Below are 17330 nucleotides of genomic sequence, written 5' to 3' on the forward strand. Positions count from 1 at the left end.
CCCCCATGACCGCGCCCCGCCCCACCTCCCGCCCCCTCTCCCCCCAGCTCGCCCTCGGCGTCCTCGCCACCGGCATGCTCATGACGATCCTCGACGGCAGCATCGTCACCGTCGCGATGCCCGCCATCCAGCGCGACCTCGGCTTCACCCCCGTCGGCCTCAGCTGGATCGTCAACGCCTACCTCATCGCCTTCGGCTCGCTCCTCCTCCTCGCCGGCCGCCTCGGCGACCTGATCGGCCGCAAGCGGATGTTCCTGGCGGGCACCGCGATCTTCACCGCCGCCTCCCTCCTCGCCGGCGTCGCCGCCTCCCCCGGCGTCCTCATCGCCGCCCGCTTCCTCCAGGGCGTCGGCAGCGCGATGTCCTCGGCCGTCGGCCTCGGCATCCTCGTCACCCTCTTCACCGTGCCCCGCGAACGCGCCCGCGCCATCGCCGTGTTCAGCTTCACCGGCGCCGCCGGCGCCTCCCTCGGCCAGGTCCTCGGCGGTGTCCTCACCGACGCCCTCACCTGGAACTGGATCTTCTTCATCAACCTGCCCATCGGCATCGCCACCCTCGTCGTCGCGCTCCGCGCCCTCCCCTCCGACCGGGGCCTCGGGCTCAAGGCGGGCGCCGACGTCCTCGGCGCGCTGCTCGTCACGGCCGGGCTCATGACCGGGATCTACGCGGTCGTCAAGATCGAGGAGTACGGGGCGGGTTCGGCGCACACCCTCGGTCTCGGTGCCCTCGCGCTCGCCCTCCTGGCCGGGTTCCTCCTCCGCCAGGCGAAGGCCGCGAACCCGCTCATGCCGCTGCGGATCCTCCGCTCGCGCAGCGTCTCCGGCGCCAACGCCGTCCAGATGCTGATGGTCGCCGCGCTCTTCTCCTTCCAGATCCTCGTCGCGCTCTACCTGCAGAAGGTCCTCGGGTACGGAGCCGCCGAGACCGGCCTCGCGATGCTGCCCGCCGCAGCCGTCATCGGCGCCGTCTCGCTCGGCGTCTCGGCCCGCCTCATCGCCCGCTTCGGCGAGCGGAACGTCCTGCTCACCGGCATCCTGCTGCTCGTCGGCACCCTCGGCCTGCTGACCCGCGTCCCCGTCCACGCCTCGTACGTCACCGACCTGCTCCCCGTGATGCTGCTCGCCGCCGGCTTCGGCCTGGCGCTCCCCGCCCTCACCTCGCTCGCCATGTCGGGCGCCGAGGAGGCGGACGCGGGCCTCGCCTCCGGCCTCTTCAACACCACCCAGCAGATCGGCATGGCCCTCGGCGTCGCCGTCCTCTCCACCCTGGCCGCCTCCCGCACCGAGACCCTCGCCGCGGCCGGCAAGCCCGCCGCCGAGGCCCTGACCGGCGGATACCACCTGGCCTTCGGCGTCGGCGCCGGTCTCCTCCTCGCCGCCTTCGTCATCGCCTTCACCGTCCTGCGCCGCCCGGCCGCCGACACCACGGCGGTGGCGCCGGAGCCCGCAGCCAAGACCCTCGCCACCCACTGAGGGGCGCACCCTCCCGCACCGGGCGGCGGCGAGACCGACCGGCTCCCACGGCGACGTCACAATGGCACCATGAGAGCCGATCGACTCGTCGCCGCCCTGCTCTTCCTCCAGACCCGGCAACGCGTCACCGCCGCCGAACTCGCCGCCGAACTCGACGTGTCCGAGCGCACCGCACGCCGGGACCTCGAAGCGCTCGCGAGCGCCGGGGTCCCGGTGTACTCGCAGGCGGGACAGGGCGGCGGCTGGTCCCTCGTCGGCGGCGCCCGCACCGACCTGACCGGTCTCACGGCCCCCGAGATCCGCGAGCTGTTCCTCCTGACCGGGGCGGACGCCACCGCGAGCCCGCAGACCCGGACCGCCTTGCGGAAGCTCGTACGGGCCCTCCCCTCACCCCTCAGGGACGGAGCCGAGGCCGCCGCCCGCGCCGGGATCTCCGATGGCACGGACTGGGCGGGTACGGACACGGAGGAGGCCGAACTCGCCCCGCTCCAGCGGGCGGTGGTCGAGGCCAGGGAGGTACGGATCGGGTACGCCCGTCCCGGCCGGGAGCCGCGCGAGCGGACCGTCCACCCGCTGGGCATCGCCGTGAAGTCCGGCGTCCGCTACCTCGTCGCGGACACGGAACACGGCCTGCGCACCTTCCGGATCGGCCGTGTCACCTCCGTCACCGAGACCGGCGCCCCCGCCGTACGTCCCGAGGGCTTCGACCTGCCCACCGCCTGGCGCGCACTCGCCGCCCGCATGGAGGACCGGCTGGTCGCCGCGACGGTACGGGGCCGGGCCGCCCCCGGCACGGAACCGGTCCTCGAGGGCCTGCTCGGAGGGCGCGTACGGTACGGGGAACGCGCCCCGGACGGCTGGACACCCATCGAGGCCGACGGCCCCTCCCCCGAGGTGATCGCCGCCCAACTGGCCGGCCTCGGCGCCCGCGTGGAACTCCTGCACCCACCCGAGGCCCGCGCGGCCCTGATCCGCATCGCGACCGAACTCACGGAGCTGTACGGGCCCGGGGAGCGAGCCGCCCAGCATCCGCACCCCCATCCCCATCCGGCCGCCCCAGCCACCCCGGAAGTTCCTCCGCGTGCACCAGCGCCAGCCGTGACACGGCCCGGGTGAGCGCCACGTACAGACGGTTCGCGCCGCGTGCCTCGGCGGCCACGATCGCCGCCGGTTCGACCACCACGACATGGTCGAACTCCAGGCCCTTGACGACCGTCGCCGGCAGTACGGTCACCCGCTCCCCCGCCCCGCAGTCCCGCACCGCCTCACCCACCGGCCCGGCGAGCCCGTCGGCGGTGATCACCCCGATCGAGCCCTCCTCCGCGAGCGCGGTCCGCACGGCCGCGCGGGTCGCGGCGAGGAGGTCCGTCGTCCGGTGGACCGTCACCTCGCCGTCCCCGCGCACCGAACGCCCTGCCGGTACGTCCGCTCCCAGGTGCGGAAGGAGCCGGTTCGCGAGGTCCACGATCGCCGCCGGGACCCGGTAGCCGAGGGTGAGCGGCACGACGGGCGCGTCCGCCTTGCCGAGATGGGCGAGTTGCTCGCGCCAGGAGCGGGCGGCCCACGGGGTGGTGCCCTGGGCCAGATCGCCGAGGACGGTGAGCGAGCCGAAGGCCGTGCGGCGGGCGATGGCCCGGCACTGCATGGGCGAGAGGTCCTGGGCCTCGTCGACCACGACATGGCCGTAGCTCTCGGGGCGCTCGATCAGGCCCGCCAGCTCGTCGAGGAGGACGAGGTCGGCGGCGGTCCAGCGTGCCGAACGGAACGAGCGCGGCGGCCGGTCCCACCGGATGGCCGCCCACTCGGCCTCCGTAAGAACAGCGTCCGTAAGAACAGCGTCCGCGCGATCAGAGAGGCCAGAGGCGCCTGCGGGGCCGGTGAGGACCCCCGCGAGGACCTCCTCCGGAGTCGCCCTCGGCCAGCACGCGTCGAGGAACGCCGTCACCGGCCGCGCCCGCTCGATCCGCCGCGCCCAGGCCGCGCCCATCGGCCCGGACCGGCGCTCGGCCTGGAGCTGGAGGGCCCGTACGACCCGGGCGCGGACCCGCTCGCGACCCGTCGCGTAGGGCGGCGCCTCCTCCCGTACGACCGTGACGATCTCCGCGAGCAGAGCGGCGGGCAGCCGCCAGTGGTACGAGCCGTCGGGGACGGCGAGGTCGTGCGCCGGGGCCGGGTCGACCCTGCCGTACAGGGCGCGGCGCAGCACCTCCGCCATCCGTGCGTCGTGCTTGACCAGGGCCGCCGCCTCGCCGTCCTCGGCGCGTACCGGATGGCGGGCGAGCTCCTCGTCGAGGGTGGCCTGGCGGATGCCGGTCTCGCCCAGCGCGGGCAGCACCTCGGAGATGTACGAGAGGAAGGCGCGGTGCGGCCCGAGGACGAGGAGGCCGGAGCGCCGGATCCGCTGTGGATGGGTGTAGAGGAGGTACGCGGCCCGGTGCAGGCCCACGGCGGTCTTGCCGGTGCCGGGCGCGCCCTGCACGCACAGCGAGGCGGCCGGGTCGGAGCGTACGAGGTCGTCCTGTTCGGGCTGGATGGTGGCGGCGATGTCCCGCATGGGACCCACCCGGGGGCGCTCGACCTCCCCGGCGACGAGGGCGCTGACCGTTCCGGCCGCCGCGCCGGCCGTGAGGCGTTCGTCCTCCAGGGCGGTCAGGTCCTCCGACGCGCCCCGGCTGTGCGGCGCCCATCCGAAGCGGCGGCGGCGGAGAACGCCCTGCGGGTCGTGGGCGCCGGCCTGGTAGTAGGCGCGGGAGACGGGGGCGCGCCAGTCGACGACGAGCGGCGGAGCGGCGGGGTCCTCGGCGATCCGGCGGCGGCCGATGTGGTGGGTCTGGCCGTCCTCGCGGTCGAGCCGCCCGAAGAACAGCGGGCCCGGCGGCTGCTCCCGCATCTCCTTGGCGCGGCTGCGCAGGTGCCGGCCGAGCGCCTCGGCGTCGGCGCCGGACGCGGCGACATCCTCGCCGGTGACGACCTGTTCGGCCACGTCCTCGGTCATACGGGCCAGGGCGGCGCGGCAGGCGTCGTGGTGGGAGCGTTCGCGGGCGAGCTCGAGGTCCAGTGACGTCATTCCGGCAAGCCTAGCCGAAAACGTTACTGGGTTACATTTTTTACTTGTCTACGCGAGGCCCCGCACGCTTCAGTACGGGAGCCCCTCCCGCAGCGCGCGGAACGCCAGTTCCGCCGCCGCCACCGCGTCCGCCTCCACCGCGTCGGCCGTCTCCCCGGCCGCGATCCGGGCCGTGTTCTCCTCCGCGAGGATCCGGAGCACGGTCACGATCTGCCCTGCGGCGAGCCGGACGAGGAGGGGGCCACCCTCCCCGCCGGCCGCGAGCGCGTCCGCGAGAGCCGTCTCCGACCGCACGCGGTACGCGTGGAGCCGGGCGACCAGGGCCGGCGTGCCGTACAGGAGCCGGAGGTACGCCAGGACCGCCGGGTGGTCGCAGAGGCCGGTGACCGGGTCGCGCCGGGCGAGCCCGTCGAGCAGGTGCGCGTACAGCGCGTCGAGCGGGGCGGTACCGGCGCCACGCCCGGCGGCCACCACCCGCGCCGCCTCGTCCTCGTGATCGGCGAACCGGTGGAGGACCAGGTCCTCCTTGGCCGGGAAGTACCGGAAGAGGGTCGGCTTCGACACCTCGGCGGCGGCGGCCACCTCCGCGACCGACACCGCGTCGAAGCCGCGCTCCAGGAAGAGCGCGACGGCCGCGTCCGACAGGGCCTGCCGGGTGCGCTCCTTCTTCCGCTCACGCAGGCCGGGGGCGGCGACGGTGGAGGCCAGGCCACCGTCCTCGCCGTCCGCCATGGCCCGCCGCCTCCCGCTCATCTCTCATCACACGCCTGACGCCCATCCTAAGACTTGATCCGCACGTCACCAGAGGGTGAGCTGCGGGTCGCGGCCGGGGCGGTGTCCGGGCTTTCCGGCGTGGTCACGCACGGGGCGTGTCTCATCCGGGGTTGCTCGGTCCCGCCGTCCGGCGGTTCGGGGAGCAGAGGTCCCACGGCGTTGCCGTGGGACTGCCACGCGACCAGCGCCCCGAGGGGTGTTCTGGCACAGTGTGGTTGACTCCCGCAGGGCTTCTTCCAGCCCTTGTGCGAAAACGATCTGTGCGTGCCGGGACGCGATGGTGTCCAGGTACGCGGTCTTGGGTTCGTCCGTGTCGTGGAAGCGGACGAACGCCGCCAGCGCGGCGGACACCAGGTCGCGCTTGCCGACCAGGCCGCACGCCGTGCACTGATGCTCACGGTCCCGCAGGGCCTTGGAGACGCGTTCACCGCACAGGCAGTGCTGGGACAGGGCCGTGGACCAGGTGGAGGCCCGCACGAGACGGCCTCCCGCTGCCGCGCATTCGCGGTCAAGTGCGGAGATCAGGAGGCCGGGTGTGGTCTGGGAGAGGCGCTTGCCCCACAACCGGTACCAGGCGCGGATGTCACAGTCCTCGATCACGAGCACTGGACCGTGGGTGGCGATGATCTGCCGGGCCAGGGTGCGGGCGCGGTGGCATCGGTGTTCCGCGCCGCCGGCGGCGGCTTCGGCCTGGCGGGCGCGCAACTCCCGGTAGCCACCTGAGATCCGGTCGCGACGGAACGCCTGCTTCGGCACCCCATCCACGCGGGCGGCACGGGCACCACCGGGAACCGTGACCGCCTTGGGCACGAGGCCCTTGGCGGCCCGTTGCTCCGCCCGCCGGGTCTGCTTCTTCGACAGTCCGTACTGCGCGGTGTTCGTCGCCCGGCGGGAGCGTTCCAACGCCCGCGCCCTGCCGCGCCGCCCCCGCACTCCTCCCGCTCGTGGAACGCGGACCAGTAAGCATCGACCCTGGCGCGGGCGTCCCGCTGGACGGCCCGCTTGATCGACCACATGGAGCCGAACAGCTTTTCCAGCCGGGCCAGGTCGGCGGGATCGGTGACGGCCAACGGCAGCACCATCACCGACACCTGCCCGTCGTCGGGCTTCTCCCACTTGGGGCCCCGTTCTTCCCCCAGAACCTCCGCTGCGTCTGGGCAGCCCGCACACCTGTCACCCCCTCGGCGTCACCCCGGCCTCAGATCCAACCTAGAGAACACCCCGCACGCACGGGCGAATCACGCACACATTCACCAGCACCCGCGACACATCGCACATACGTACGCCTTACGCAGCAGCGCGGCCCGGGACGGCCCTGCGGGGATCAGAAGATGTCGGGCGAGAACGGCCGCAGCGGCGTCCGGAACAGCAGGTCGGCGCGGGCGGCGGCGCCCGCCGTCAACTCCTCCACGCGCCCGAGCCGGCAGAGCCGTACCGCCGACTCGTCACCGAAGGCGAGCGTCCCCAACTCGGCGATGTCGAAGGCGAGATCGGCGGACGCGTCCGTACCGACGCAGGACACGCCGTCCGGGGAGGCGTCGAGCCGGTAGCGCCCGCCGGCAAACCCGTCCCGGTCCCGCACATCGAGCACGAGGCCGTCCGCCACCGGGTACGTCCGGCTCTCCAGGACCCGGACGACGTCCAGGACCCGCACCCACAGCATGTCCACGTACGTCAGCGTCCTCGCGGCGCGCGGGTCGGGCAGCAGCATCGGCAGCGGGTCGTCGGGCGCCCGGTAGCCGGAGCGGACCGTGCTGATCCAGTCGACGGAGCACAGGTAGTGCCAGAGGGCGCGCTCGGCGGCCGGGGTGACGGCGATCAGATCCCGTACGGTCGCGGTGTTCTGCGGCTGCTTGGCGTCGTCCCACTTGTCGTCCGCCGTGTAGGCCACGAAGCCCTCGACCTCGCCGGACTCCCCGCGGTACAGCGCGTAGAACGGCTCCCGCCACGGGTCGCTGTGCACGCCGAGACCGGTGCCGACCTCCCAGTCGCGCGGACGGCGGTCGGTGACCCCGGCGCGGACGCCGGCGAGACGGCGGTGCACCTCGGGGCCGACCTTACGGATCTCCTCGGCGTCGGTCAGGTCGATCCGGCCGCCGTCCTCAGGGCGGCCCGAGCGGCGCGGGTCGAGCCCGGCCCCGCGGACGTCCACGCTCCACTCGGTGGACCAGCTCGCCGCGCCGAAGCCGAACCGTCCGTAGATCGGGTACTCGGCGGCGATCAGGGTCGCGATCGCGTCGCCCCGCTCCTTCGCGGCGGCCAGGTCGGCGGCCATCATCCGGCTGAGCAGCCCGCGCCTGCGGTGCGTCGGGGAGACGGTGACCTGGGTGATCGCGTCGGCGGTGAGGCTGCCTCCGCCGACGGTGCTGACCTCCTGCCGGAACGAACGGAAGGTGGCGACGACCCGGTCCCGGTCGAAGGCCCCGAGGGTCCGCGCGAGGTCGACGTGCGCCAGCCGGTCGGCGACCTCGTCGTCGGTCACGACGGGCGGACGGAGGAACCCGGTGCGCAGGGCCCGCTGCCAGCCGGGGAACTCGGACTCCGCCACCGCGCGTACGTCGACAGTCATCCTTCGACCCTACGCACGGCCCGCACGCGCCCGCACCCGAGTTTCCCGGCACCCTCCGGCGGCCACGCCGGGGCACTCTCCGGGCTCACGCCAGCAGGTCGTCGACCTGCGCCTCACCCTCCCGGTAGCGGCGGGCGATCTCCGCGCTGCAGTCGTCGGCGGTCCGCTGGAGGTGCTGCCGGCGCCGGGAGATCTGCTGCTCGTACCCCGCGAGCCGCCCCATCCCGGTGTGCAGCTCGTCGTCCGTGCGGGCCGTCAGGTCCGACAGCTCGACCTCCGACAGCATCTCGGCGGCGAGCCGCCGGTACTCCTCGCTCCGTGGCGTCGACAGCGTCACGTGCCGGGCCGAGCTGCGATGCCGCGAGGGCACGTCGGCGAGGATCTCGGAGAGCCGGTCGAGGACCGGGGTCTCCGGATCGGTCCGCCGCGCCAGCTCGGCCCGCAGGATGTCGATCCGGCCCTGGAGCATCCGCCGTACGTAGCTCAGGTCGGCCTCGTCGCTCTGCGCGTCCCGGCGCAGCGTCCGCAGCTCGGGCAGCCGCAGCGCGCCGAGGTCCGGCTGTGCCCGGTCCGGCAGGGCGGCCTCCGCGGACCGCTGCACGGGTGGGCGCGAGCCCGGCCCACCGCCCCTTTTTCCGGCGCGGGTCAGCGGTACGGGTCCGGACGGCGTCGGCCCGGTGCCAGGTGCACTCATGAGAATCGTCCCCTCGACCGGTGCGGAGCCGCACCGCCTGACACGCATGGTGCCACTCCTGCACGCGCGCGTGCAGGCGCTCTGCACCCGTTCGGCCCCTCATCCGCCGGACTGCGGGTGGCTCGGTAGGTTGGGACGCATGCGTGCAGTGGTGCAGAGGGTCGACGGCGCGAGCGTCGTCGTCGCAGGAGAGACCGTCGGTGAGATCAGCGGCGAGGGGCTGTGCGTCCTGGTCGGGGTGACCCATGACGACACCCCCGAGAAGGCCGCCCAATTGGCCAGAAAGCTCTGGTCCGTCCGGGTACTGGACGACGAGAAGTCGTGCTCGGACGTGAACGCGCCGCTGCTCGTGATCTCTCAGTTCACGCTCTACGGCGACGCCCGCAAGGGCCGCCGCCCCACCTGGAACGCCGCCGCGCCCGGCCCCGTCGCCGAACCCCTCGTGGAGGAGGTCGTGCACCGGCTGCGGGAACTGGGCGCGCACGTGGAGACGGGCCGCTTCGGAGCGAAGATGAGCGTCTCCCTCACGAACAACGGCCCGTTCACGGTGCTCCTGGAGGTCTGAGCCCCCGGGCGGCCGGCCCTACGGCTCCACCACGGTCTCCTGGGCCGCCGCCGTCGTCCCGGCGATCAGCGGGGCGTCCACGGGCACGTTCCGCTTCACCAGGGCCAGGGCGATCGGGCCCAGCTCGTGGTGGCGGACGGAGCTCGTCACGAAGCCCAGCTGCCGGCCCTCCTCCCCGTCGGCCGCGAGACGGACCGGGGTGCCGTGCCCCGGCAGCAGCACCTCGCTGCCGTCCAGGTGCAGGAAGACCAGGCGGCGCGGCGGCTTCCCCAGGTTCTGCACCCGGGCGACGGTTTCCTGCCCCCGGTAGCAGCCCTTCTGGAGGTGGACGGCGCTGCCGATGAGGCCGACCTCGTGCGGGATCGTCCGGTGGTCGGTCTCGAAGCCGAGCCGCGGCCGGTGCGCCTCGACGCGCAGCGCCTCGTACGCGAGCATCCCGGCGGCCGGCCCGTGCGAGCCGGCGAAGGACTCCAGGTCCGCCCGGGGCAGGAACAGCTCGCGGCCGTGCGGGGTCTCCCGTACGACGACGCCCTCGGGCACCTCGGCGATGGAACCGGCCGGGAGGTGGACGACGGCGATGTCGTCCGTACGGTCGGCGACCTCCACCCGGTAGAAGAACTTCATCGACTCCAGGTACGCGACGAGCTCCGCCCGCGTCCCCGGCTCGACGTGCGCCCACACCGTCTCGCCGTCGTCGACGAGGTACAGGGCGTGCTCGATGTGCCCGTTCGCGGAGAGGACGAGCGCCTCGGTCGCCCGGCCCGGCGGCAGATCGGTCATGTGCTGGGTGACGAGCAGGTGCAGCCAGCTCAGCCGGTCGTCGCCGGTGACGGTGACGACACCGCGGTGCGAGAGGTCGACGAACCCCTTGCCGTCGGCGAGGGTGCGCTGCTCACGGAAGAGGTCGCCGTAGTGCGCGGCGACGCCTTCGTCGCGGCCTTCGGCGGCGACGGCACCGGGCAGGGACAGCAAGGGGCTGGTCGTGGAAGGTCGCTGCATACGGCAAGCCTACGACTCGGCGCCGGCTGCCTTCCCCGTACCGTCGTCCACGGCGGATTTCTCGGCGCTGCCTGCGGCTGCCTTCCCGGCGCAGTCCCCGCATCGCCCGAAGATGGCGAAGTGCTTCATGTCCGTCTCGAACCCGAAGGTCTCACGGAGCTTCCCGGTGAACTCGGCGGCCACCTCGACGTCCGCCTCGATCACCCCGGAGCAGTCCCGGCAGACCAGGTGCAGATGGTGGTGCCGGTCGGCGAGGTGGTACGTCGGAGCCCCGTGCCCCAGATGGGCGTGGCTCACGAGCCCGAGCTCCTCCAGGAGCTCCAGGGTCCGGTAGACGGTGGAGATGTTCACCCCCGACGCGGTCCTGCGGACCTCGACGAGGATGTCGTCGGGCGTCGCGTGTTCCAGCGCGTCGACGGCCTCCAGGACAAGCTGACGCTGCGGCGTCAGCCGATAGCCGCGCTGCCGCAGGTCGCTCTTCCAGTCGGTGCTCACCACGCCCCCCAGTGTAGGAGGGCGCGGCGCGCCACCCCAGGGTCTAGCGGAAGAAGGCGATGCCGTCGTCCGGCAGGTCGCCCAGGTTGCGGGCCATCTCCGCGACCTCTTCCGGCGTCACGACCTTCTTCAGGTGCGCCGACATGTACGGCCGCAGCGGGACCTCGGGGGTCGCCTTCTCGCCCACCCACATGAGGTCGCTCTTGACGTAGCCGTAGAGGCGCTTGCCGCCGGAGTACGGGCCCGAGGCCGCGGTCCGGGCGACGGCGTCCGTCGCCAGGTCGATCTGCGGCTTCTGGTCGGCGAGCTCGCCGTACCAGATCTCGACGATGCCCTGGTCACGGACCATGACGATCTCGACCTTGCGGTCCTTGTCGATGCGCCAGTAGCCGCTCTCGCTCTCCAGCGGGCGGACCTTGTTGCCCTTGTCGTCCAGGACCCAGGAGTGGGAGGTGTACTCGAGGAAGTCCCGGCCGTCGTGGCTGAACGTCACGGACTGGCCGAAGTTGCACTTCTCGGCGCCGGGGAAGTCGGAGACACCCGCGCCCTCCCACGTACCGAGCAGGAACGCGAGGGGGACGAGGTCCGGATTGAGGTCGGACGGGATCTCGATCATGAGCAGCTCTGGCGTTCTCTAGAAGTGGTTAGCGCTGGCCCTGGTACAGCTTCTTCACGACCAGTCCGGTGAAGGCGAGCACGCCGACGGCGACCAGGACCAGCAGAGTTTCGAAGAAAATGATCACAGGGTGCTCCTCGACTGAGCGGTGAAGGCGGAACGGGCCGGGCCCCAGCTTAGTGGGCGGGTGCCCGGCCCACTCGGTGAGGTGGGTCTCGCGCCGCGTGACCGGGGCGTCTCCTAGCCGAGCAGCTGCGCCTGGAGGGCGACGGTCTGCTGGAACGGGACGGTCAGCGCGCCGCCCTTGCGGGTCTGGGTGACCACGGCGAGGGTGTCCCCGGCCTGGATGTAGGCCCAGCAGGTCTGCTCGGGGCCGTAGGGCTTCGCCTCCCCGTAGGCGTACGCGGACACGTCCGGCACCCGGACGTCACCTGCCACGCGATCGAGGATCTCCAGCTCGCCGACCCCGGCGGGCAGCACCTCGACGCCGTCGCTCGTGAGGTTCCGGTGCAGCTCGTCGGCGTGGGCGACGGAGGAGAACTTCAGCAGGTGGATGCTCGTTCTCGTGCCGTCCGGCATCGTCCAGGCCCGGCCCGCGATGTGGCGCAGGGCCGTGTCGTCGAGGATCTGCCGCACCTGCTTGCGGTGTTCCTTCCCGTAGCCCGTGAGGTAGGCCTCCTCCGACACCCAGTCGCCGTCGATCTTCGGGTCGACGGTGGCGCGCGCCGGGGCGGGCAGCAGCAGCTGCCGCGCGTCGGCGTAGTGGATCTCGGCGTCGTTGCCCTCGGTGAAGGGACGCGGCCGGTCCGCCGGGAGGGCGGGCAGCCGGAGCGCCGGGTACTCCCAGCGGCCGTCGCTCTCGGTCGCGAGACCGGGCACCTCGTTCCGGTCGAGCGCGGTGATCCCCATGGTGGTACCGGCGCCCACGCCGCCACACACGGCGACGGCGACCGTCCAGCGGGCGACGGCCCACAGGACGCGGCGGGTCCGGCTGGGGACGGGGGTCGCGGAGACGGGTGCGGGGGGCTCCGGCGCCGGTACGGGCTCCACCGTCTCGGTCAGCTGCTCGGTCATACGTACTCCCCCGGGGACTGGATGTGATCGAGCTGCTTCTTCACCAGTTCCGCCACGGCCTGCTTGCCGAACGGCGCGGCACCGTACGCCCTGACGCTGACCATGACCTCGCCGTCGTACGCCTGGCAGGTCATGCCCCGCAGCTGGAAGGTCCGCTTCTCCTTGTCGCCCTCTCGCAGCTCGGGCATCAGGTAGCAGGCGGCGTTCTTCTCGTGGCCCTTGACCCTCGGTCCCTCGGCCAGCTCCAGGAACTCGAACATGTCCTTCTGGACGCCGGAGAACTGCCGGACCATCTTCCTGTCCTTCATCCGCAGGACGAGGACCTCCACCTGGAGGGTGCTGTCCACCGAGGCGTACGAGCGCATCGCCATGCCCTGGACTCCGAGCTTGTCGATCTCCTTCTCGAACGCACGGCGCTTCTTGCCGTAGACGCCCTTGTTCGTCTGCTTGAACATGGCGACGGCCTCCTTGGCGGCGACCTCGTGGTCGTTGCCGTACCCCTCGACGTCCGCGCCGAGGACATAGCCGTCCGGCACAGGCAGGAGAAGCCTGCTCAGCGGGGTGGAGGTCCGGCCTTTGGCGAAGCCGGCGGCCGGGTCCGCGGGGGTCGCGGTCGCGGTGGGCTCCGCCCACCCCACGGTGGGGGCCGTCCGGTCGGCGCCGTCGACGGTGACCGCCGTGTACGCGACACCGCCGCCGACGGCCCCGAGAACGAGCACGGCGGCCAGTACGTTCGTGAGGACCCGGCGCTTGCGGCCCACGGTCTTCTCGGTCACAGACGCTCCAACTGCCGCTCGGCCAGAGAAACGATGTCCTTCTCGGCGATCTTCCGGGTGTCGAACAGGAGGATCTCGATCGCGATGTCTCCGCGCTGGACGTACGCCCGGGCCTCGTAGAGGTCCAGGTATCCCGCCTTGCGCTGCACCGGATAGAGGAAGTAGCGGCCGTTGCCGGAACCCTCCAGCGTCATGCCGTCGCTGTCGGCGCGATCCTCACCGCTCACGATGCGCTGCTGGCTCTCCACGAACTCCAGGGCGCCGATCATCGAGCCGGGGCGGAACTGAATGAGGTCGATCGTGACGCTCCGGTGCTCACCCGACAGCCACGAACGGGACGCGACACGCTGGACGCCGAGACCGAGCTGGTCCTCCAGCGCCCCGGCGGGGCGGTTGTAACTGCCGACGTACTCCGACAGCGACAGCCAGCCGTCCTCGCCGTCGGCCCGCGCGCCCTTCGGCCGCGGCACGAGCAGCTTCCGCAGGTCGCCGTTCGCCTTCACCTGCCGGTCCTCCGCCGCGGAGAGCGGCTCGGGCTCCTGGCCCTTCGGGAGGGGCTTCGGGTAGGCGGGGGCCTGCTGGTTGAGGGCCGGCAGCGGGGTCGGCTCGCGGTCGGCCTGGATGCCGTAGCCGACGGCTGTGCCGCCGACGAGGCCGATGATGGCGGCGACGGCTATCAGGCCGGCCGTGCGGAGGGCGCGGCGGCGCGGCCGTGCGGGCGGCGGTGTGTCCGGAGACACATCGGGTGCCTCGCCCTCCCGCATGACCGGAGGCGCGGTTTCCACTGCGGTCTCCGGCTCCGGTGGCGGTGCCGTTTCCGGATTTCGGGTGCTTTCTTCGCTGCTCAAGAGTCCCCCCACGAGACCTGAATCGCGGATTCCGTCATCCGCGCACCCAGCTGACACGCGAGGTGCGCATGAGGTTGCAGGGCCGCGCATTACAGTTCGGTACATGGCGAAGAAGCTCGTGATCAAGGTGACCGCAGGGGCCGACGCCCCCGAACGCTGCTCGCAGGCCTTCACGGTGGCCGCCGTCGCCGTCGCCAGCGGCGTCGAGGTCTCGCTCTGGCTGACCGGCGAGTCCGCCTGGTTCGCCCTCCCGGGCCGGGCCGCCGAGTTCGAACTCCCCCACGCCGCGCCGCTGCCCGACCTGATCGACTCGATCCTGGCGGCCGGGCGCGTCACGCTCTGCACGCAGTGCGCGGCCCGCCGCGAGATCACGGAGAAGGACGTCCTGGACGGCGTCCGCATCGCCGGCGCCCAGGTCTTCGTCCAGGAAGCCCTGTCGGACGACACCCAGGCCCTCGTCTACTGACGCGAACGCGCGCGACTCACGACGCCCGGGCGGCCCGACGCCTCAAGGCTCCCGGTGCTTCTTGCCGTCGAGTTCGTCCCACCACTCGTCCGACTTCGGGTCGCCCGACGGGTCGTCCCACCAGCGGTCCTCGGGGCCTCGGCGGTTCGCGATCATCGCGGCTACCGGGGGGATGAGCATGGCGACCACGCACATGCCGATGGCCACCGGCATCGAGAAGAGCCGCACGACGGCCCAGGCGCCCACGAACAGCACCAGGCAGGCGCCCATCATCCAGAAGTAGACGTGGCGACGGCGTGCGTACACACCTTCAGCGTACGACCGGACCGACCACGGGTCACGACGGCCGGAGGCCGGCGCAGTGCTCCGAAGCCCGGGAGGCGCCCTGGCGCCGAGCGGTGCGAGGAGCGCAGAAAAAAGAGGACCGAAGGGCCGTGCCTCGAGTCCTGGAAATGGCGTCCAACCCCCCAGGAGGCACGGCCCTTCGGCCGGTTCAGCGTTGCGGGATCACACCGCGATGGCGACCTCCGCGAGGCCACCCTTCTGGGCCACGACCTGGCGGTCGGCGGTGCCGCCCGGCACCAGGGCGCGGACGGTCCAGGTGCCCTCGGCCGCGTAGAAACGGAACTGGCCGGTGGCGGAGGTCGGGACCTCGGCCGTGAACTCGCCGGTCGAGTCCAGGAGGCGGACGTAACCGGTGACGGGCTGGCCGTCCTTGGTCACGAAGCCCTGGATCGTGGTCTCACCGGGCTTGATCGTCGAGGCGTCGGGGCCGCCGGGCTGCGCTCCACACATGTCGTTCTGTCCTTACGGTCGAGGGGTCCGGAGGAGGGGAGGGTCCGGGGAATTACTTGTTGGCGCCGAGCTCGATCGGCACGCCGACGAGGGAGCCGTACTCGGTCCACGAGCCGTCGTAGTTCTTGACGTTCGTGACCTCGAGCAGCTCGTGCAGGACGAACCAGGTCAGCGCGGAGCGCTCACCGATGCGGCAGTAGGCGATGGTGTCCTTCGCCAGGTCGACCTGCTCGTCCTCGTAGAGGGCCTTGAGCTCGTCGTCCGACTTGAACGTGCCGTCGTCGTTGGCGTTCTTCGACCACGGGATGTTGCGGGCGCTCGGCACGTGGCCGGGGCGCTGCGACTGCTCCTGCGGGAGGTGCGCCGGGGCGAGCAGCTTGCCGGAGAACTCGTCGGGCGAGCGGACGTCGACCAGGTTCTGCGCGCCGATCGCGGCCACGACGTCGTCGCGGAAGGCGCGGATCGAGCTGTCCTGGGCCTTGGCCTTGTACTCGGTGGCCGGGCGGGACGGCACCTCGGCGACGAGGTCGCGGGAGTCGAGCTCCCACTTCTTGCGGCCGCCGTCGAGGAGCTTCACGTCCTGGTGGCCGTAGAGCTTGAAGTACCAGTAGGCGTACGAGGCGAACCAGTTGTTGTTGCCGCCGTAGAGGACGACCGTGGTGTCGTTCGCGATGCCCTTGGCCGAGAGGAGCTTCTCGAAGCCCTCCTGGTCGATGAAGTCGCGGCGGACCGGGTCCTGAAGGTCCTGGGTCCAGTCGATCCGGACGGCGTTGCGGATGTGGTTCTTCTCGTAGGCCGAGGTGTCCTCATCGACCTCGACGATGGCGACCTGCGGGTTGTCGAGGTTGGCCTCGACCCAGTCCGCGTCGACCAGGACGTCGCTGCGAGCCATGCTGTTCTCCTCCGGGGCAGTGTGCGGCGGTGTGGTGCGGGTGTGGTGCCGGTACGCGTCGTCGCGTGCGTACGGTCAGCAGACGTGCGTACGGCTACACAGGGCGGCCCTGACCTCAATGGGAGGGCCTGAGGAATACGGGAGTGGTGAGTCCCGCTCAGACGGAGCGACAGAGCATGGCGGCGACGCGGCACAGGTCTACTGCCCGCCGCTTCGTGAGATCCGCCTGTCGCTTCATGCCCACGATCGTAGGGACGGACAGGCGGCCGTGTCACCGGCGTGTCGTATTTTGAGACGCGATCGTCCGAGATGCGAGACGCGATCACGACGCAGGCCCGCCCCGGCCGCCCGCGGTACCGGGCCTCGGGCCCTGTTTCTACGGATCGGACAGGGGTGTCTCACCATGTGATCCGCGGGGGTCCTCAGCCCGCCAGGACTATGTCCTTGCCGGTCACGGTGACGGCCAGGCCCTCCGGTCGCGGCTCGACCTTCTCCACCTTCATCCCGGCGATCAGACCGATCGGCCGCTCGAAGTCGGTCCGCTCGCGCACCATGTCCTCGATGCCCGGGATGCCCTCGCCGGGCACCTCGTCGGCGCGGACCTTGATGGTGTCGCCGTTCACCACGGTCACCGTCGAGAGGACCGTGCGCGTCAGGGTGCGGCCCATGACCGTCACGCTGCCGGTCACCTTCACCTTGCCGTTCTCTCCGTAGGCGACGGTGGCCTCCCGATCGGAGGCGGCCGTGAGGTCCGCGTACGCGATGACGGCGGTCCCGCTCGCGGAACCCGCCCTGGCGCCCGCCCAGTCCCCGGTCACGGTGACGTCCCGCAGCGCCACGGTCAGCTCGCCGACCCGGATCTGCCGGCTGCCGGCCGTCGCCTTCACGCCCTGCGCCTTCACGTCGACCTCGTCGAACCGCTTGTCCGCGACCTGGGTGAGGAACGGGAAGCCCTTGATGTCGACCTCTATGGCGTCGCTGTGGACGGCCGAGAGCTTCACCCGGCTCGACGCCTCCGACTCGGCGTACGCCAGGGCCAGCCGGTCGATCCCGACGAGGACACCGCCCAGCACGACGGCAACGATCAACAGAATCCGCAGTGCTCGCATGGGCTGAGTGTCCCCCCGTTGGAAGTGGATATGTGCCGGCCCCCCGACACGAAGATCGACGTGTCGGGGGGCCGGTTGGTTCCCGGGCGCCTTCCGGATCAGGGTCCGGTCAGGGCCGG

19 protein-coding genes and 1 pseudogene are annotated in these 17330 nt (G+C 72.1%); 4 read left to right on the forward strand and 16 right to left on the reverse strand.

Annotated elements, in window-relative coordinates; genetic code table 11:
• Window positions 1-5: 5 nt before the first annotated feature.
• A complete protein-coding gene (locus tag ACIRB7_RS04650; protein WP_403592230.1) occupies window positions 6-1472 on the forward strand; it encodes an MFS transporter in 1467 nt (488 codons plus the stop codon).
• A gap of 69 nt (window positions 1473-1541) precedes the next feature.
• Window positions 1542-2402 (forward strand): annotated as a pseudogene (locus ACIRB7_RS04655) (helix-turn-helix transcriptional regulator); the annotation flags it as partial.
• 58 nt (window positions 2403-2460) lie between these two features.
• On the opposite strand, the gene ACIRB7_RS04660 reads toward ACIRB7_RS04655, so the two are convergent.
• From ACIRB7_RS04660 to ACIRB7_RS04680, 5 genes are all read right to left on the reverse strand, one after another.
• A complete protein-coding gene (locus tag ACIRB7_RS04660) occupies window positions 2461-4539 on the reverse strand; it encodes a HelD family protein (protein WP_403592233.1) in 2079 nt (692 codons plus the stop codon).
• A gap of 69 nt (window positions 4540-4608) precedes the next feature.
• Entirely contained in the window at window positions 4609-5271 is a 663-nt protein-coding gene (locus tag ACIRB7_RS04665; protein ID WP_403592236.1) for a TetR/AcrR family transcriptional regulator, read from the reverse strand.
• 66 nt (window positions 5272-5337) lie between these two features.
• A complete protein-coding gene (locus tag ACIRB7_RS04670) occupies window positions 5338-6216 on the reverse strand; it encodes a hypothetical protein (protein ID WP_403592239.1) in 879 nt (292 codons plus the stop codon).
• Window positions 6217-6637: 421 nt separating this feature from the next.
• The gene (locus ACIRB7_RS04675; protein ID WP_403592242.1) at window positions 6638-7882 is read right to left on the reverse strand and encodes a GNAT family N-acetyltransferase; all 1245 of its coding nucleotides are present in this window, start codon (window positions 7880-7882) and stop codon (window positions 6638-6640) included.
• 85 nt (window positions 7883-7967) lie between these two features.
• A complete protein-coding gene (locus ACIRB7_RS04680) occupies window positions 7968-8576 on the reverse strand; it encodes an ABC transporter substrate-binding protein (RefSeq protein WP_403592245.1) in 609 nt (202 codons plus the stop codon).
• A 139-nt stretch (window positions 8577-8715) separates the two neighbouring features.
• Between ACIRB7_RS04680 and dtd the strand changes: the two genes are divergently transcribed.
• Window positions 8716-9141, forward strand: coding sequence for a D-aminoacyl-tRNA deacylase (gene dtd / locus ACIRB7_RS04685; RefSeq protein WP_403592248.1), 426 nt, complete (start codon window positions 8716-8718; stop codon window positions 9139-9141).
• Between the two features lie 18 nt (window positions 9142-9159).
• Here the strand turns inward: dtd and ACIRB7_RS04690 are convergent, their stop codons facing one another.
• The 6 genes from ACIRB7_RS04690 to ACIRB7_RS04715 form a co-directional block, all read right to left on the reverse strand.
• Entirely contained in the window at window positions 9160-10140 is a 981-nt protein-coding gene (locus ACIRB7_RS04690; RefSeq protein WP_403592251.1) for a YgfZ/GcvT domain-containing protein, read from the reverse strand.
• Between the two features lie 9 nt (window positions 10141-10149).
• On the reverse strand, window positions 10150-10638 hold the full coding sequence (locus tag ACIRB7_RS04695) for a Fur family transcriptional regulator (protein WP_403592254.1): 489 nt from the start codon (window positions 10636-10638) through the stop codon (window positions 10150-10152).
• A gap of 40 nt (window positions 10639-10678) precedes the next feature.
• The gene (locus tag ACIRB7_RS04700; RefSeq protein WP_351218578.1) at window positions 10679-11251 is read right to left on the reverse strand and encodes an FABP family protein; all 573 of its coding nucleotides are present in this window, start codon (window positions 11249-11251) and stop codon (window positions 10679-10681) included.
• Window positions 11252-11491: 240 nt separating this feature from the next.
• Complete coding sequence (locus ACIRB7_RS04705) at window positions 11492-12325, reverse strand: hypothetical protein (protein WP_403592257.1); 834 nt, start codon at window positions 12323-12325, stop codon at window positions 11492-11494.
• A complete protein-coding gene (locus tag ACIRB7_RS04710; protein WP_403592260.1) occupies window positions 12322-13101 on the reverse strand; it encodes a hypothetical protein in 780 nt (259 codons plus the stop codon). Before ACIRB7_RS04710 ends, ACIRB7_RS04705 begins: the two co-directional genes overlap by 4 nt.
• Window positions 13098-13886 (reverse strand): hypothetical protein, encoded by a 789-nt coding sequence (locus tag ACIRB7_RS04715; RefSeq protein ID WP_403592263.1) that lies wholly within the window; start codon window positions 13884-13886, stop codon window positions 13098-13100. The genes ACIRB7_RS04710 and ACIRB7_RS04715 overlap by 4 nt, the downstream gene beginning before the upstream one ends.
• A 166-nt stretch (window positions 13887-14052) precedes the next feature.
• On the opposite strand from ACIRB7_RS04715, the gene ACIRB7_RS04720 reads away from it, so the two are divergent.
• Window positions 14053-14415 carry a DsrE family protein gene (locus ACIRB7_RS04720; RefSeq protein WP_403592266.1) on the forward strand — a complete coding sequence of 121 codons (363 nt, stop codon included), beginning with the start codon at window positions 14053-14055 and terminating at the stop codon, window positions 14413-14415.
• 42 nt (window positions 14416-14457) lie between these two features.
• On the opposite strand, the gene ACIRB7_RS04725 is transcribed toward ACIRB7_RS04720, so the two are convergent.
• The 5 genes from ACIRB7_RS04725 to ACIRB7_RS04745 form a co-directional block, all read right to left on the reverse strand.
• The gene (locus tag ACIRB7_RS04725) at window positions 14458-14721 is read right to left on the reverse strand and encodes a DUF3099 domain-containing protein (RefSeq protein ID WP_403592268.1); all 264 of its coding nucleotides are present in this window, start codon (window positions 14719-14721) and stop codon (window positions 14458-14460) included.
• A 201-nt stretch (window positions 14722-14922) separates the two neighbouring features.
• Window positions 14923-15210 carry a DUF1416 domain-containing protein gene (locus ACIRB7_RS04730; protein WP_046908577.1) on the reverse strand — a complete coding sequence of 96 codons (288 nt, stop codon included), beginning with the start codon at window positions 15208-15210 and terminating at the stop codon, window positions 14923-14925.
• Window positions 15211-15262: 52 nt separating this feature from the next.
• A complete protein-coding gene (locus ACIRB7_RS04735) occupies window positions 15263-16102 on the reverse strand; it encodes a sulfurtransferase (protein ID WP_351218588.1) in 840 nt (279 codons plus the stop codon).
• A 157-nt stretch (window positions 16103-16259) separates the two neighbouring features.
• Window positions 16260-16340, reverse strand: a complete 81-nt coding sequence (locus ACIRB7_RS04740) for a putative leader peptide (RefSeq protein WP_350497993.1) — start codon at window positions 16338-16340, stop codon at window positions 16260-16262.
• A gap of 184 nt (window positions 16341-16524) precedes the next feature.
• On the reverse strand, window positions 16525-17211 hold the full coding sequence (locus ACIRB7_RS04745) for a DUF2993 domain-containing protein (RefSeq protein ID WP_403592272.1): 687 nt from the start codon (window positions 17209-17211) through the stop codon (window positions 16525-16527).
• Window positions 17212-17330 lie beyond the last annotated feature (119 nt).

Origin of the sequence: Streptomyces sp. NPDC093795 (assembly GCF_044764665.1) — a bacterium.
Lineage (GTDB): Bacteria > Actinomycetota > Actinomycetes > Streptomycetales > Streptomycetaceae > Streptomyces.

Excerpts from the sequence above, each read along its gene's own strand:
- ACIRB7_RS04745 (WP_403592272.1), bottom strand. The coding sequence starts at position 17,211 with ATGCGAGCACTGCGGATTCTGTTGATCGTTGCCGTCGTGCTGGGCGGT.
- ACIRB7_RS04680 (WP_403592245.1), bottom strand. The coding sequence starts at position 8,576 with ATGAGTGCACCTGGCACCGGGCCGACGCCGTCCGGACCCGTACCGCTG.
- ACIRB7_RS04735 (WP_351218588.1), bottom strand. The coding sequence starts at position 16,102 with ATGGCTCGCAGCGACGTCCTGGTCGACGCGGACTGGGTCGAGGCCAAC.
- ACIRB7_RS04740 (WP_350497993.1), bottom strand. The coding sequence starts at position 16,340 with ATGAAGCGACAGGCGGATCTCACGAAGCGGCGGGCAGTAGACCTGTGC.
- ACIRB7_RS04650 (WP_403592230.1), top strand. The coding sequence starts at position 6 with ATGACCGCGCCCCGCCCCACCTCCCGCCCCCTCTCCCCCCAGCTCGCC.
- ACIRB7_RS04700 (WP_351218578.1), bottom strand. The coding sequence starts at position 11,251 with ATGATCGAGATCCCGTCCGACCTCAATCCGGACCTCGTCCCCCTCGCG.
- ACIRB7_RS04705 (WP_403592257.1), bottom strand. The coding sequence starts at position 12,325 with ATGACCGAGCAGCTGACCGAGACGGTGGAGCCCGTACCGGCGCCGGAG.
- ACIRB7_RS04720 (WP_403592266.1), top strand. The coding sequence starts at position 14,053 with ATGGCGAAGAAGCTCGTGATCAAGGTGACCGCAGGGGCCGACGCCCCC.
- ACIRB7_RS04660 (WP_403592233.1), bottom strand. The coding sequence starts at position 4,539 with ATGACGTCACTGGACCTCGAGCTCGCCCGCGAACGCTCCCACCACGAC.
- ACIRB7_RS04675 (WP_403592242.1), bottom strand. The coding sequence starts at position 7,882 with ATGACTGTCGACGTACGCGCGGTGGCGGAGTCCGAGTTCCCCGGCTGG.
- dtd (WP_403592248.1), top strand. The coding sequence starts at position 8,716 with ATGCGTGCAGTGGTGCAGAGGGTCGACGGCGCGAGCGTCGTCGTCGCA.
- ACIRB7_RS04730 (WP_046908577.1), bottom strand. The coding sequence starts at position 15,210 with ATGTGTGGAGCGCAGCCCGGCGGCCCCGACGCCTCGACGATCAAGCCC.
- ACIRB7_RS04690 (WP_403592251.1), bottom strand. The coding sequence starts at position 10,140 with ATGCAGCGACCTTCCACGACCAGCCCCTTGCTGTCCCTGCCCGGTGCC.
- ACIRB7_RS04665 (WP_403592236.1), bottom strand. The coding sequence starts at position 5,271 with ATGGCGGACGGCGAGGACGGTGGCCTGGCCTCCACCGTCGCCGCCCCC.